Source organism: Halomonas campaniensis (assembly GCF_002211105.1).
Lineage (GTDB): Bacteria > Pseudomonadota > Gammaproteobacteria > Pseudomonadales > Halomonadaceae > Vreelandella > Vreelandella campaniensis_A.
Genome location: NZ_JPUA01000043.1, coordinates 74592 through 90167, shown reverse-complemented (window position 1 = coordinate 90167; position 15576 = coordinate 74592). Strand labels below are relative to the sequence as shown.

General features: G+C 58.9%; 12 protein-coding genes and 1 pseudogene. 6 read left to right on the top strand and 7 right to left on the bottom strand.

Annotated elements, in window-relative coordinates; translation table 11 throughout:
- Window positions 1–84, bottom strand: a pseudogene (locus JI62_RS23260) (methylthioribulose 1-phosphate dehydratase); the annotation flags it as partial.
- Window positions 85–199: 115 nt separating this feature from the next.
- On the opposite strand from JI62_RS23260, the gene mtnA reads away from it, so the two are divergent.
- The gene (gene mtnA / locus JI62_RS19880; RefSeq protein WP_088701839.1) at window positions 200–1219 is read left to right on the top strand and encodes an S-methyl-5-thioribose-1-phosphate isomerase; all 1020 of its coding nucleotides are present in this window, start codon (window positions 200–202) and stop codon (window positions 1217–1219) included.
- Here the strand turns inward: mtnA and recQ are convergent.
- The 6 genes from recQ to JI62_RS19850 form a co-directional block, all read right to left on the bottom strand.
- Window positions 1216–3360 carry a DNA helicase RecQ gene (recQ, locus tag JI62_RS19875; protein WP_088701838.1) on the bottom strand — a complete coding sequence of 715 codons (2145 nt, stop codon included), beginning with the start codon at window positions 3358–3360 and terminating at the stop codon, window positions 1216–1218. The two genes, mtnA and recQ, sit on opposite strands and share 4 nt — an antisense overlap.
- A 62-nt stretch (window positions 3361–3422) precedes the next feature.
- Window positions 3423–4265 (bottom strand): carbohydrate ABC transporter permease, encoded by an 843-nt coding sequence (locus JI62_RS19870; RefSeq protein WP_088701837.1) that lies wholly within the window; start codon window positions 4263–4265, stop codon window positions 3423–3425.
- A complete protein-coding gene (locus JI62_RS19865) occupies window positions 4262–5146 on the bottom strand; it encodes a carbohydrate ABC transporter permease (RefSeq protein WP_088701836.1) in 885 nt (294 codons plus the stop codon). Before JI62_RS19865 ends, JI62_RS19870 begins: the two co-directional genes overlap by 4 nt.
- A gap of 63 nt (window positions 5147–5209) precedes the next feature.
- On the bottom strand, window positions 5210–6490 hold the full coding sequence (locus tag JI62_RS19860; RefSeq protein WP_088701835.1) for an ABC transporter substrate-binding protein: 1281 nt from the start codon (window positions 6488–6490) through the stop codon (window positions 5210–5212).
- Between the two features lie 29 nt (window positions 6491–6519).
- The gene (locus JI62_RS19855) at window positions 6520–7650 is read right to left on the bottom strand and encodes an ABC transporter ATP-binding protein (RefSeq protein ID WP_088701834.1); all 1131 of its coding nucleotides are present in this window, start codon (window positions 7648–7650) and stop codon (window positions 6520–6522) included.
- A gap of 113 nt (window positions 7651–7763) precedes the next feature.
- Window positions 7764–9182 carry a sigma-54 interaction domain-containing protein gene (locus JI62_RS19850; RefSeq protein WP_088701833.1) on the bottom strand — a complete coding sequence of 473 codons (1419 nt, stop codon included), beginning with the start codon at window positions 9180–9182 and terminating at the stop codon, window positions 7764–7766.
- Between the two features lie 223 nt (window positions 9183–9405).
- On the opposite strand from JI62_RS19850, the gene speB reads away from it, so the two are divergent.
- The 5 genes from speB (at window position 9406) to JI62_RS19825 (ending at window position 15570) form a co-directional block, all read left to right on the top strand.
- Entirely contained in the window at window positions 9406–10356 is a 951-nt protein-coding gene (gene speB / locus JI62_RS19845) for an agmatinase (protein ID WP_088701832.1), read from the top strand.
- A gap of 116 nt (window positions 10357–10472) precedes the next feature.
- Entirely contained in the window at window positions 10473–11855 is a 1383-nt protein-coding gene (locus JI62_RS19840; protein ID WP_088701831.1) for a YjiH family protein, read from the top strand.
- A gap of 10 nt (window positions 11856–11865) precedes the next feature.
- On the top strand, window positions 11866–13539 hold the full coding sequence (locus JI62_RS19835) for a 5-guanidino-2-oxopentanoate decarboxylase (RefSeq protein WP_240513310.1): 1674 nt from the start codon (window positions 11866–11868) through the stop codon (window positions 13537–13539).
- Window positions 13529–14839 carry a purine-cytosine permease family protein gene (locus tag JI62_RS19830; RefSeq protein ID WP_088701830.1) on the top strand — a complete coding sequence of 437 codons (1311 nt, stop codon included), beginning with the start codon at window positions 13529–13531 and terminating at the stop codon, window positions 14837–14839. The genes JI62_RS19835 and JI62_RS19830 overlap by 11 nt, the downstream gene beginning before the upstream one ends.
- Window positions 14836–15570, top strand: a complete 735-nt coding sequence (locus tag JI62_RS19825) for an MBL fold metallo-hydrolase (RefSeq protein WP_088701829.1) — start codon at window positions 14836–14838, stop codon at window positions 15568–15570. Before JI62_RS19830 ends, JI62_RS19825 begins: the two co-directional genes overlap by 4 nt.
- Window positions 15571–15576: the final 6 nt, after the last annotated feature.

Genomic DNA, 15576 nt, shown 5'->3' with positions numbered 1-15576 from the left:
GGAAAAGTTCCCGCCAGTGGCGGGTGTCCAGCCTTGCTGCGCCGCCCATGAAATGGCGGCCAGCAGTTCAGTTTGTAGCGTCATCATAGTATCTGCGTCGCCTCTTCTAGTGGCAGCCATTCTATATGATAAGCTTCGCGCCTGATAAGCCGCGCTGTGGTTCTGCTAGTCAAGTTCAAGTGCTCAAGGAGTCCATCAAATGCCTCATCTTCAATCACGCAGTTTGCGGATCTATGCCAACCACCTTGAGTATTTGGATCAAACCCAACTGCCCCAGGCGGAGCGGTGGGTGCGTTGTGACTCGCCAGAAGAGTGGCAGGTAGCGGTCAAAAGCTTAGCGATTCGCGGTGCGCCGCTGATTGGTTTAAGCGCCGCTTTCGTGCTGGCCCAATACGCCGCTCGCCACCCACAAAGTGATTGGCAGTTGGTGAGCGATCACTTACGCGCCACGCGTCCCACGGCCGTTAACTTAATGTACTGCCTGGATGCCATGGAAGCCTGCTTTGAGCAAGGCGTCAACGCCCTGGCCGAACGCGCCGACGCGCTGTTTGCCGAAGACCGGACGCTGTGCCAACAAATGGCTGAGCGGGGCGCAGACTTGTTGCAAACGGGCGACCGCGTGCTCACTCACTGCAACACCGGGGCACTGGCCACCGCAGGCGTGGGCACAGCTATTGGTGCGCTGGCAGTGGCCAAGCAGCGTGGCGTTGAACTGCACGTGTACGTAGATGAAACTCGCCCGCTGCTCCAAGGCGGTCGTTTAACCGCCTGGGAAATGGCTGATCTAGACATTCCCTACCAATTGATTGCCGACAGCATGGCGGCCAGCCTGATGGCGGCGGGCAAAGTGGATAAAGTAATGGTGGGCGCCGACCGTATCTGCGCCAACGGCGACTTCGCCAATAAAGTGGGTACTTACATGCTGGCGGTGATCGCTCACTACCACCAGGTGCCGTTCTATGTGGTGGCTCCCTACACTACGGTTGACCCCGCCTGTGCCACGGGTGCCGAGATTCCTATTGAACAGCGGGATCCCGCAGAGATCCGCGGCGTCGCTGGCGCCTTTGGTGAGGTTATCTGGGCACCCGATAATGCACCGGTGTGGAACCCGGCCTTTGACGTCACTCCCGCCAAGCTCGTGACGGCTTGGGTGTTGGATACCGGCGTGTTTGATGCCGCCGCCATTGAGCGAGGCGAGCATTTTCTGGGGCGAAGTTAACCCTTTGCGGCCCTGGATGCCCGCACACAGTGCAGAATAGGGTAATCAATGCGCCCCTCCAGCGCTTCGAACACCACTTTCAGCCCTTGATCTGGGTATTGCGCAAAGGCTGCGCGGATTTGTTCTAAGGTCGGGGGATCCAGGTTGACCACCTCTTCAAGCGCCAGGTCGCCACTTTGAATTACATCGCCCAGATGGCGGTAAACAGTGTTGGCAGCAAGGCCGCGCTGCTGAGCGACTTCCTCTGGCGTTAGTCCCTGGCGCAGCAGTGCTGCGGACTCGAAGGCGCTACTGCCCGCGGGTGGGGTGTCGTGATGGGGTTCCTGATGCGCCAGGATGACGTCCAGAAAGCCCTCGCCGTAATCCGCCAGCTTGCGCGCGCCGATACCGGAGATCGCGCCCAGTGCGTCCAGGCTTTGGGGTTTCTGCTCGGCCATCTCGGCCAGGGTGGCGTCGTGAAAGATCACATAGGCAGGTACGCCCTGGGCTTCGGCCAGTTCCTTGCGGTGCTGGCGCAGGGCTTCCCACAGCGGGCCGTGGCCCTGCGGCGCAGAGGTGCTTTTGCTTCCTCGTCGAGCGGTTTTGGCTTTGCTGGGTTTGTTGCTTGGCTTGCGCAGAGTGAGGGTCTGCTCGCCGCGCAGCACCGGCTTGGCATTGGCGGTGAGCTTAATGCCGCCGTGCCCCTCCATATCCACACTTAAATAGCCGCTGGCAATCAGCTGGCGAAAGAGCGCCTTCCATTCGCTGACGGTGAGCTCTTTACCAATGCCGAAGGTGCTGAGGTGATCGTGGCCAAAGCGGGCGATACGCTCGTTGCTTTTGCCCAGCAGCACGTCCACGAGATAGGTCACGCCGAAACGCTGCTCGGTGCGGTAGACACAGGAGAGTGCCTTTTGCGCCGCCACGGTGGCCTCCCAAGTCTCGGGCGGGGTCAGGCAGTTGTCGCAGTTGCCGCAGGGGGCGTCCAGGTGATCGCCAAAATAGTGCAACAGCGCCTGGCCGCGGCAACTGATGATCTCGCAGAGCCCCAGCATGGCGTCGAGCTTCTGCTGTTCGATGCGCTTTTGATGGTCGGCGGCGCTGGAGTCCTGCTGCATCTGGCGCAGGGTGATCACGTCCTGAAGGCCGTAGGCCATCCAGGCATCGGCGGGCAGGCCGTCACGTCCGGCGCGGCCGGTCTCCTGGTAGTAGGCTTCGATGCTCTTGGGCAGATTGAGGTGGGCGACAAAGCGCACGTCGGGCTTGTCGATGCCCATGCCAAAGGCGATGGTGGCCACGACGACCACGCCATCTTCACGCAGAAAGCGGGTCTGGTGCTGCTGGCGCTGCTCGGGGGGAAGCCCCGCGTGGTAGGGCAGTGCCGTCAGCCCCTGGCGCTCCAGCCAGGCGGCGGTCTCCTCCACCTTGCGCCGGGAAAGGCAGTAGACGATACCCGCCTCGCCGTCGTGGTGCTCGCGAATAAAGCGCAGCAGCTGTTCCTTGGCGTTACCCTGATTCTCGGCGATATGGTAGCGAATGTTGGGCCGGTCAAAGCCGCTGTTGTAAAGCGCTGCCTCCTGGAGCTGCAGATGCTCCATGATATCGCCCCGGGTGGGCACATCGGCAGTGGCGGTCAGGGCTATGCGCGGCACCTGGGGAAAGCGCTGATGAAGCTGGGAGAGCTGGCGATACTCGGGGCGAAAGTCGTGGCCCCACTGGGAGACGCAATGGGCTTCATCAATGGCGAACAGCGCAATCCGGGTCTGCTCCAGCAGCATCTGCATACGGGGCGTGGCCAGCCGCTCGGGCGCGACGTACAAAAGATCCAGTTCTCCCGAGCGCAGGCGGTTCTCCACCTCGACCGCCTCGTGATAATCGAGGCTGGAGTTCAGGTAGGCCGCCTTGACCCCGTTCTGCTGAAGTGCCGCTACCTGATCCTGCATCAGCGCAATCAGCGGTGAGATCACAATCGCGGTGCCTTCGCGGAGCAGCGCTGGGATCTGATAGCACAGCGACTTGCCGCCGCCGGTGGGCATCAATACCAGCGCATCGCCACCGGCCATTACATGTTCGATGATGGCCTGCTGCGGGCCTCGAAAGCTGTCGTAGCCAAATACCTCCTGCAGTACCTTGAGGGCTGCCGGGTGAGGGTCGCCGTGCATCGATGCTCTCCTTATCGCGTGCTTGAGGGAGAATTGTCGCACGAAAGCTCAAAGGATTTTGCCTAGCGAATCCCCGCCCGTAAAAACGACTGCACAAACTGGCGCTGGAACAGCAGGAAGGCGATCAGCAGTGGGGCGATACTTAACAGCGTGGCGGCGCTAACGGTGGCCCAGTTAACGCCGGTTTCGGGCGCGGAAAAAACGCCTAAGCCCACCGTGAGCGGGCGGCTCTCTACTGAGTTGGTGACCACTAACGGCCAGATAAAGTTGTTCCAGTGGTGGCTAATCGAGACCAGCCCGTAAGCCAGATAAGTGGGCTTGGCTAGCGGTACGTACACCTTCCACAGAATTTCCAGCCAGTTGCAGCCTTCGATGCGGGCGGCGTCTTCCAGCTCCCTTGGGATGGTTTTAAAGGTTTGGCGCAGCAGAAAAATACCCAGGGCGCTGGCTACATAGGGCAGGCCAATCCCGGTGATGGTGTTGATCAGCCCCAGCTCACTGGCGATGCGGTAGTTCTCGACAATCAGCACTTCGGGGAACACAAAGAGCTGAATTAGCACCAGCATAAACAGCACGTTCTTGCCGGGAATCGGAAAGCGCGCAAAGGCAAATGCCGCCAGGGTACAGACCACAAACTGACCGATCACCACCCCTGTCACCAGCGCAAAGGTATTCAGGTAGTAGCGGGCAAAGGGCGCTTGAGACCAGGCGTTAGTGAAGTTCTCCAGCGTCAGCGGGGCGAAGAGCTCAAAGTTCACCATAAATTCGCTGGGGTGGAAGGCAGCCCAAAAGGCATACAGCAGCGGAAAAATCCAAATAATCGCCAGTAGCCACGCGGCCACGGTTTCCAGCGCTGGAATTGGGAAGAAACGGGCGCGGGGCGCATAGGTCGTGGTTGTATTCATTGATAGTGCGTCCTGCGATCTAAAATCGTGAACTTCAGCGTGGCCACTACCGCCAGTACCACCAGAATCACTACCGTAATGGTGGCTGCCGTGGTGCGGTCAAAGAATGAGAACGCATTCTCGTAGACGTAGTAGAGCAGCAGGTTGGTGGCGTTATTGGGCCCGCCCTTGGTCAGAATAAACAGGTGATCGACTACCCGTACCGAGTTAATCAGCGCATTGATCAGCACGAATAGTGTGGTGGGCATCAGTAGTGGAAAGGTGACCCGCCAAAAGAAGCTCCAGCGGCTAGTGCCTTCTAAGTCAGCTGCCTCTTTTAACTCGGGTGGCATGCTCTGTAGCGCCGCCAGGTAGAAGATCATAAAAAAACCGGCTTCTTTCCACACCGACATCACGATCACCGAGCTTAACGCAACGCTTGGATCGCCCAGCCAGTTCACCCCGGAAAAGCCCAGCATGCCGAGCAGTTTATTGAATAGGCCAATCTGCGGCGCGTAGAAAAACATCCAGATATTGGCCGCGGCGATCATGGGTAGAATCGTCGGCGTAAAGTAGGCCATGCGCACAAAGCCCCGCCCGCGAAGCTTGCCATTGACGAACAACGCCATACCCAAGGCCAGCGCGATGGACGTAGGAATCGTACCGACGGCGTAGATTAAGTTGTTACGGGCTACTTTCCAAAACGTCGGGTCATCGAACAATACCTGATAATTTTCAAGGCCTACGAATTCAGTGGGCGCACCGCGAAAACCGGGTAAAAACAGGCTGTTAATGACCGTTGTCACGGTTGGTAAATAAGCAAACGTCGTCAGCAGTAGCGCAGCGGGCAGCAGCAGAAGCGCGCCGTAGAGCTGCATTTTGCGGTGGTTGGTGAATGACATAGAGACGTACCGCACGTTGGAAAAGCCGGGGCATGCCCCGGCAAACAGTGAAATGCCTAACGATTAGCGGGCGTAGCGGCGCAACACGCTGTCGGCCTCTTGCTGCGCCTGACTAAGCGCTTCTTGCGGTGTCATTTGTCCGGTGAGTGCCGCCTGTACGGCGTTATCCAAGGCGCGGCGAATGCGGCCACCCTGGTAGGTAGAAAGCTCTGCCGTGCCGTGTTCAAGCTGGTCGCGGGCGACCGCGGCGGGTGGGAACTCTTCCACGTAGCCTTGTAGCGCGTCGGTCTCATAAGCGGCGGGGCTAACCCCCATGTAGCCAGTCTCAATCGACCAGGCAGCGGCACGCTCTGGGGCGGTCATCCAGCGAATGAAGGTCATCGCCGCGCGCTGTTCTTCTTCAGTGGCGTCTTCAAAAATGTAGAAGTTGCCGCCGCCGGTGGGGCTACCGCGCTGGGTTTTCATCGGCAGCATGGCGACGCCAAAATCAAAATTGGCTTCGCTGCGTACGGCGGTCAGGTTGCCTGTGGTGTGCCACATCATTGCCGTGGACTCTTCCAGGAAGTTCTGGCGCAGGGTGCCCCACTCGATGGTGCCGTCGGGCATGGCGTTATGCTCGGTGGCCAGTGACACCCAGTACTCCAGCGCTTCAACCGCTGCAGGGTCGTCAAAGTAGACCTCGGTGCCATCTTCGCTCATTAGCCGGTGGCCGTTCTGAAAGGCGAAGGCCTGGAACATCCAGTAGGGGTAGCCAGTCGACGGCACCATCACGCCCCACTGCTCGCCGTTGGAGGCTTCGCGCACGGTCGCCGCCATCTCGGCCATCTCTTCCCAGTTCTCTGGGGGTGTTTCGGGGTCTAGGCCGGCGGCTTCAAAGGCGTCTTTGTTCCAGAACAGTACGATGGTGGAGCGCTGAAAGGGGATGCCGTAGGTTTTGCCATCCAGCTGGCCATTTTCCATCAGCCCAGGGTAGAAGCCATCGAGCCATTCGCGCTCTTCATCGGTTTCGACCAGGTCGTCAAAGGCGACGATGGCGTTCTGCTCAATCAGCTCGTACAGATCGATGGAGAACATGACCGACAGCTGCGGCGTATCGCCCGCTTCCATCGCCGACATGGCGCGCACGCGGGTGTCGTCGTAGTTACCGGCGTAGATCGCTTCCACGTTGATATCGGGGTATTCGCGCTCAAACTCTTCCACCAGATTATCAACGACGTCGGTGAGTGCACCGCCCACCGCGACAGGGTAGTACATGGTCAGATCGACGCTATCCGCGTTTACCTGGGCGGCGCTTAACAAGCCCGCTGCCAGGGCGGTCATTGCAAAAGGGGTACGCAAACGCATAAGAAACTCCGCAAGTGTCAATACTGCTGTCAGTGTTGGAAAGAGCCCACCGCCGGTGGACGAGGAATGCTTCGAGATGAGCTGGGTAATGGGGTCGGCGTCAGGTCATCCCGCCGCAGGCCTTCGGCATCGAAAAGGTGTGTGTTCTCTGACATCCAATAGAGGCTGCATGGCTGGCCTGTCAGTGCCTGCTTGCCGCTAAGCCGCACGCGTAGGGTGTGCGATCCCACCGCGACATACGCAATGGTGTCCGCTCCCAGATACTCTTCACTTAATACGTTAGCGGGTACGCCGGAACCGGGTGCGATTCGCAGTTCGATATCTTCAGGCCGGATTCCCAAGTGGCCACCAGCGGCTTCCATGGGCGCAACTGGCGTACTCGGTTCGCCTTCGATAACGGCACCCTGTTCACCTTTAACGAGTGGTAACAAGTTCATCGCGGGGCTTCCAATAAAGCTGGCGGCAAAAGCGCTAGCAGGGCGGTTATAGAGCTCGTCAGGCGAGCCATCCTGCACGATTTTGCCGTGCTGCATCAGAATCACACGATCACCCATGCTCATGGCTTCCACCTGATCGTGGGTAACGTAAATCACCGTCATATTCAGGCGGCTCTGTAGTGCTTTGATTTCCCGGCGCATGTCGCTGCGTAGCCGGGCGTCCAGGTTGGATAGCGGCTCATCCATTAGGCAGATCGGGTGTTCGGAAATAACCGAGCGCGCCAAAGCAACCCGCTGGCGTTGGCCGCCGGAAAGCTGGGCAGGTTTGCGGTTTAGGTAATCGGTTAAATCAACCAGCTCGGCCACTTTGGCTAGCCGCTCGCGCTGCTCGGCTTTGGGTACCTTGCGGCTGCGCAGGCCAAAGACGATATTGTCGGCCACGCTCAAATGTGGAAACAGCGCGTAGGACTGAAACACCATGCTTAGCCCGCGGTCACCGGGCGGCAGGCGCGTGACGTCGCGGTCGCCAATATGGATACGCCCGTCGCTGGCTTCTTCCAAGCCTGCAATCATCCGCAGCGTGGTGGACTTACCGCAGCCTGACGGCCCCAGCAGAATGACAAATTGCCCAGGTGTGACGTCGAAGGAGATGTCATCGACAGCAGTGGTCGCGTCCCAACGTTTGGTGACGCGTTCCAGGCGGATACGCGATTGGTTTGACATAGCACACACATCACCGGCTGTTGGTTGTTATTGGTTCAGCTTGTGTTGAAGGTGTTGCCGTTTTATGACACTTACATGGATGGTTTATTACGCTAGCGGTGTCAAGCAGAAAATCACTTGGTAACTTTAATGCCATAGCGCTGCAACCGACGCACCACGCTGGATTGGCTGATGCCCAGCCGCTCGGCAATGGCGTAGGTGCTGGGGAGTGTGGTGCACAATTCTTCAAGCGTCTCCCGCTCCAGTCGCGCTAGGTACTGCTTGAGGGTTTCCTGGGGCTCGAGTGCTACTGCCGACGTTGCTGGCGAGGCGCTCGGCAAGTTAGCCGGGGGCTGTTCGGCGTGAGGGAGTGCGGCGGGCTCCTCGATTTGATCGGTGGGGCTGGAAAGCCAGGCTCTCTCTAGCCAGTTCTCCAGCTCGCGGACGTTACCCGGCCATTCGCCGCCCATCAGGGTCGACCAAACGCGGGTATCAAGGATTTTTTGCCGGCCATAGCGCTGGTTGAGCCGGTTTAAACACGCTTCAACCAGGTCGGGGATATCCTCCCGGCGGTCACGCAGCGGCGGCAGGGTGACCGGGATCACATTGAGGCGGTAGTAAAGGTCTAACCGAAACAGCCCAGACTCTACCTTTTTTGCCAAGTCCTGGTTGGTCGCCACGACCAAGCGGAAATTGACCTTGCGTGATCGGGTGTCACCCAGTCGGGTCAAACTTCCGTCCTGGATCACCTTGAGCAGTTTGGTTTGCATTAGCAGCGGCAGCTCGCCTATTTCATCCAAAAACAGCGTGCCGCCTTCGGCCTGCTCTAACAGCCCGGCTTTGCCCTGGCGAGCGGCACCGCTGAAAGCGCCGGGCTGGTAGCCAAACATTTCGGACTCAAACAGATTCTCTGGAATCGCCGCGCAGTTAACGTCGATAAAGGGGCCGTCACAGCGCTGGCTCCAGCGGTGTAGCTGTTTGGCAAAGGCGGTTTTACCCACACCTGATTCCCCCAGCATCAGCACATTGGCATCGGAAGGGGCGACCCGCTTAAGCAGCAGCGCAATTTCACGCATCACGCTGCTGCGCACCTGCAAATTGTCCAGGGCGTCATCCAGCGCCTGCTCTTCCGCGTCTGGAGCTGCCTGACTGCGCTTTAAGTGTTCGCTAAAGCGTTTTTGCAGCAGCGCATACTCGTCCTGCAGTAACTGCAAATCGGTTAAATCCCGCGAGCGGCTAATAATGCGCTCCAGCTTGCCGTCGACGAATACAGGGTAGGCTTCGGCAATCACCCGGCGGCCTGTGCCGGTGACCTGCATAAGCTGCGCAGGCCGGCGGGTACGCATCACTTCCATGGTGATGGAAGGTTTGAGCACTCCGGCCGCTTGCAGTTGCTGCACACTGCTGGAGAGCAGCTCTTCTCTGGATACCCCGTAAACCGCTTCGGCTCCTGGGCTGATGTCCACTATTTGCCCATCGCCACTGACGATAAAGAAGTGGTCGTTTGCGGTCTCCACAATGGTTCGCAGCACACGCCTGTCTATTTCACTCATCGCAGCCGACTCCTCTGAGTGATTCATTTTTGAATTTTTGATTCAAAAATGAATTGAAAAAGCTTCTAGTTGATTCATTTTTGCATCGTTTGGTCGCTAATCCCACCACTTTATGGGCATCTTCGACTTGGCACGGTCTGTGCAGTGTCTTTAGAAGATGAGTGAAAAGAGCTAGGCCAATACCTACACCGTGCTCACCGCCAAAAAATATAAGGAGATGTGTATGTCGAAGTTTAATCAGCCCCTGGGCGGCAACACCATGCCGCGCTTTGCAGGCCCTGCCACCATGATGCGCCTGCCTACCCAAGAAACCGCCGAGGGATTAGACGCTGCGTTCATTGGCATTCCCATGGATATCGGCACTTCAAACCGCCCCGGCACGAGGCTTGGGCCGCGCCAGATTCGCGACGAGTCGCGCATGCTGCGCCCGTACAATATGGCGACCCGCGCCGCGCCCTTTGAAAGCCTGCAGGTCGCCGATATCGGCGACGTACCCATCAATACCTTCCACCTGCCAAAAAGCGTCGACATCATCACCGCCTTCTATGACGACGTGCTCAAGCACGATTGCATTCCGCTGACCCTGGGTGGTGAACATACGCTCACGCTGCCAATTCTTCGCGCCATGGCCAAAAAGCACGGCCCGGTGGGGCTGATTCATATCGATGCCCATGCCGATGTCAACGAGCATATGTTCGGCGAGCCAATTGCCCACGGCACGCCGTTTCGTCGCGCCCAGGAGGAGGGCTTATTGGCCCATGGCAAGGTAGTGCAAATTGGTCTGCGCGGTACCGGCTATGCCGCTGAAGATTTTGACTGGTGTCGTGATCAGGGTTTTCGCGTCGTTCCCGCCGAAGAGTGCTGGTATCGCTCGCTAGCACCCTTGATGGAGGAAGTGCGCGAGCAGATGGGCGATATCCCGGTGTACATCAGTTTCGACATCGACGGCCTGGATCCTTCTGTTGCCCCCGGCACTGGCACGGTGGAAATGGGGGGGCTGACCTCTAGCCAAGGGTTGGAGCTGGTTCGCGGTGCCGCTGGGCTCAATATTGTCGGCTGCGACCTGGTGGAAGTGTCACCACCCTACGATCCCAGCGGTAACACCGCACTGATGGGCGCCACGCTGCTGTATGAAATGCTCTGCGTACTGCCGGGCGTTAAACACAGCGAGTGATGCTGACCACATAGCTAACAAATAGATAGCTATCAAAGAAATAGCGACTAAATAAAAAAGTACTAACACTACGCCGCCAGCCCACCTCCAATAATCACTTCCAATGGGTGACTCCTATGTCGTATAGCAACGTTAAATCGGAACAGCCGACCTCGTCGGCACCGATACCCCGCGCGCACTTACTGAAATTTATCATTCCCTCGCTAATTGGGGTGCTGCTGTTTCTCGTCCCTTTTCAGGTGGGCGATACCATTAACATCGGCATGGGGCTCATGGCCGATAGTTTGCAGGCCTTGCTGGGCTCGGCGCTGCCAGCTATTGCGGTAGTGGTACTCTGCCTATCGGTGGTAGCGACGATTTACGCCAAGCTAGCTAACCCAGCCTGGGCCAAAAAGGGCATGCTGCACGAAATGTTTCATGTTGGCCCGGTGTGGCTTGCGATGCGCGTATTAGGCGCGCTTTTTGCTGTGATGACCTATTTTCAGTTCGGGCCTGAGTTCGTGACCGCTTCCTTTACCGGTGGCGTGATGCTCAATGACCTGGCGCCGGTACTGCTCACCTTCTTTTTCTTTGCCGCGCTGCTGCTGCCGTTTCTGGTCGAGTTTGGCTTTATGGAGTTCATCGGCAGTATGGTACGTAAGCCGTTTCGGGTGATTTTTAACCTGCCGGGGCGCAGCGCCATCGATGCCACTGCCTCCTGGATGGGCTCGGGCACCGTCGGCGTGCTGATCACCACGCAGCAGTACGAACAGGGCTTCTACAATCGCCGTGAAGCTTCGGTCATTGCCACCAACTTCTCCGTGGTGTCGATTGCGTTTGCGCTGCTCGTGACCAGCTTCGTGGATATCAACCACCTGTTTGTGCAGTTCTACTTCACGGTGGTGGTCTCCGGATTGATCGCGGCGGTCATCGTGCCGCGCCTGCCGCCGCTGTCGCGCAAGTCCAATGACTATTACGAGCCGGTGGGCTGCCAGTTAAGCGAAGAGCGCACTGAAAAAGTGGGTCTGTTTCGTTACAGCTTGATTCAGGCTACCAATCGCGCCGCCGGAGCTCCTGGGCCCCGAGAGCTGGCACGTTTGGCGCTCCTCAACGTGATGGATATTTTCCTCGGCTTACTTCCCTTGGTGTTCGCCATTGGCACGGTGGCGTTGATTCTGGCGGAATTTACCCCGCTGTTCACCTGGCTTTCCTACCCCATGGTGCCGGTGCTTGAGCTGCTGCGGATTCCCGAGGCAGAAGCGGCGGCACCTGCCACCCTGGTGGGCTTTGCCGATATGTTCCTGCCCGCGGTGCTGGCGACCAATATCGAAAGCGAACTCACCCGCTTTGTGATTGCCTGCCTGTCGCTCACCCAATTGATCTACATGTCGGAAATCGGCGCGCTGCTGCTCAAGTCGAAAATCCCCATCAAGCTCTGGGAACTGGTCGCCATCTTCCTGCTGCGTACCGCCATTACGCTGCCGATCATTGCCTTTATGGCCCACACGTTTTTCTTCTAAGGGGCCTGCAATGAACGCTGATGCAACGAATACTGATGCAACGACCAGTCAAGCGACCATGACCTGTGCCGAACTGCTGATCCGGCTGCTACATGAGACTTACGGCGTGCGCGCCCTGTTCGGCATCCCGGGTGTGCATACGGTGGAGCTTTATCGCGGTCTGGAAGGCAGCGATGTGCAGCATGTCACGCCACGTCATGAGCAGGGCGCGGGGTTTATGGCCGATGGCTATGCCCGCGCCAGCGGACAGCCGGGGGTGTGCCTGATTATCACCGGGCCTGGGATGACCAATATGGCGACCGCCATGGGCCAGGCCCTGGCGGATTCGATCCCTATGCTGGTGATCTCCAGCGTTAACCGCCGCGATACCTTGGGCTTAGGGCAGGGGCGTTTGCATGAACTGCCTAGCCAGCAGCAGATGATCAGCGGCGTGGCGAGGTTCAGCCACACGCTGTTGGACGCCAATACGCTACCTGAGGTGCTGGCCCGGGCTTTTGCCGTGTTCAACGGCGCGCGGCCGGGCCCGGTGCATATCGAAATCCCCATCGATCTGTTCAATGCGCCGGTGAACGTGCCGGTGAGTTGGCCGGCGCCGAGGCTTTACCGCGCCGCGCCTGATCCGGAAGGGCTTGCCGAAGCCGCTCGCCTGCTGAAGGCGGCGAAGCAGCCTTTGGTGCTGCTGGGTGGTGGTTGCGTGGCGTCACCAGAGGTGGCACGAGCATTGGTAGAAAAGCTCGATGCGCCTACGGTGACCACGATCAACGCCAAAGGCCTGCTGGGACGTGACCACCCGCTGGATTTGGGTGCCAATGCAGCGTTGCCCGCGGTGCGCGAACTGGCGGCCAACGCCGATGTGATTATGGCGGTGGGCACCGAACTTGGGGAGACCGATTACGACGTGGTGTTTGATGGCGGCTTTCACCTCAACGGCACGCTGATTCGTATTGACCTCGACCCAGAGCAACTGGTGCGCAACCAGCGCGTAACGTTGGGGCTAGTCGGCGATGCCGGGCTTAGCCTTGAGCTTCTGCTGGGTCATTTCTCCGAGCCATTGCAGCGCGACGGCAAGGTGCGAACCGCTGCTGTATTGAGCGCGCTGAATCTACCCAACGACCCGGCTTTCAGTGACTTTGTGCCGTTGTATGCAATGCTTGCCGAGCATCTTCCCGAGGCCATTCTGGTGGGCGATTCCACCGCGCCGGTGTACGCCGGTAACCACCTGGTCAGCCAGCCCGCGCCCAGGCGCTACTTCAATGCCTCAACCGGTTACGGCACCTTGGGCTATGGACTACCGGCAGCGCTGGGCGCACAGCTTGCGCGAGCGGATCTGCCGGTGGTGGCACTGGTGGGAGATGGCGGGGTGATGTTTACGCTCTCGGAAATCGCCACCGCCGTAGAAGAGCGCCTGCCGGTGGTGATTGTGCTGTGGCACAACGCCGGTTACGAAGAGATCCGTCGCTATATGGATGCCAACGGTGTGGCGCGTTTGGGCGTGGATATTCAGGCGCCCAACTTCCTCACCCTGGCCGAGGGCTTTGGTTGTCCCGGCGTTCTGGTAGAGAGCCCCGCCGAACTTGCCAGAGCACTCGCCAACCGTGAAGCGACCGGGCCTCTACTGATCGAAATTGACGCCGCTGCCTGGCAGAAAAACCTGATGTCACCAGGAGATAACAATGAAGAATAATCATGTGCTCGGCCAGGACACCCTATCTGCCGACGACGTTGAACACAGCCTTGGGCTGCCGGGAACCTTTGCTCTGTGGCTAGGCGCCAACGTGGTAGTGACCACGATTCTAACCGGCATGTTTTTAGTCCCCGACCTGACCTTTCAGCATGCGATGCTGCTGATATTAATCGGTTCGGCGGTAGGGATTATCCCGCTGGTATTGATCGGGGTGATGGGTCAGCAAACCGGCATGACCACCATGGTGCTGGCGCGAGGCACCTTCGGCAGAAAAGGCGCTAATCTCCCCGCCTGGGTGAATCTATTGGCGCTGATTGCCTGGAGCTGGATCCAGGCGCTGCTCGCCGGCATGAGTCTGGACTACGCCGTGGAAAGCCTGACCGGTTACTCCAATGTCGCGCTCTTCACAGTCATCTGTGAATCACTAGTCGTGCTGATTGCCCTGCGTGGTCACCTGGGAATCGAGAAAGTCGAGAAAATAGCGGCACTACTGATGCTGGGGCTCTCGGCGGTGGTGCTGTTCGCGCTCAATCGCCATTATGATCTGCCGAGCATCACCCAGTTGGAGCCCGAAGGCGTGTTGGGCGGCGGCGTGGTGTTCGATATCGTGGTCGCGACGGCTTTCTCCTGGATTCCATTGGCGGCGGACTACAACCGCCACTGCCGCTCGCTAAAAGCTGCCGTTGTGGGCACCTGGGGCGGCTACGTGGTGGCAACGCTGGTGGCGATGGGCTTAGGTGCCACGGTATCAGCGCTGTCGATCAGCGTGGGTATGGAGCCCACCTACGACCCGACGACCCTGCTCAGCGGCTTCGGTTTCGGCATGCCCGCCGCCCTGGTGATTTTCTTTTCAGTACTGACCACCAACGTGATGTGCGTCTACAGCGCGACGCTTTCATTCATGAGCGTGCGTCCCAAGGTGCCGTTCTGGAAACCGGCGTTGATCATTGGCGTGGTGTCAGTGGTAGGCGCGCTGATCCCCGGCATTCTCGATCAGTTCCAGACCTTCCTGTTGATTATCGGTAGCGTCTTTATTCCGGCCTTTTCGCTGATGATCGTGGATTACTACCTGCTGGGTCGCCAGCGCTATACCTCGGCACAGCTGATCCAAGCTGAGCATAGCCTTCCCGCCTTCAACTGGCTGGCGCTGGGCAGCTATGCGGTCGGGGCGTTACTGGCTTACTACTGGAACTGGGTCGCGCCGCTTGATTTTGGCGCGTCGCTGCCGGTTTTCGTGATCACCGGCGCGCTCTATTTCGTGGTCAGCAAGGTTGCGGTCGCCAAGCGGGTGCCCGCATGAGCCTTGAGCGCATCAATGCCCAGCAGTGGTACCGTACTGCCGCCAAGGCGGACGGTATCACCCTGATCGACGAGCCGTGGATCAAGCCGTTTTATCGCTGCAATATCTGGCATGTCCAGGGCAGCAAACGGGGCATGGTCGTGGACTTTGGCCTGGGCGCGGTGTCGCTACGCCAGCACGTGGCGCAGCTTGCCGAGCGTGACCTGCTGGCGGTAGCCAGCCACACGCACTTTGACCATATCGGCGCCGCCCACGAGTTTGGCTGTTGCCATGTGCATGCCGCTGAGGCGGACATCCTGGCCTCACCCGACAACAGGCGCACCCTGGCCAACCAGTTTCTCAGCGATGTCATGTTTGAGGCGCTCCCTGCCAAGCCTTATTCACACAGCCGCTACCGCATCACGGCACCGCAGCAGGTGTGCCCGCTGGCGGATGGCGAAATACTGGACTTAGGGAACCGCCAATGGGAAGTGATCCATACCCCGGGCCACTCCCCCGGCGGTATCGCACTTTGGGAGGCGGCCACCCAGACGTTGATCTCGGGCGATCTGATTTACGATGGCCCGCTCATTGAAGACCTCTGGCACAGCGATCTTAGCGACTACGCTGCCAGCATGCGGCGGCTGCGCAAGCTGCCCGTTCGCACCGTCCACGGCGGCCATTTTCCCAGCTTTAGCGGCCAGCATCTTACAACGCTCATCGATGATTGGCTTCGCCAACACGACCTCTAAAGGAGC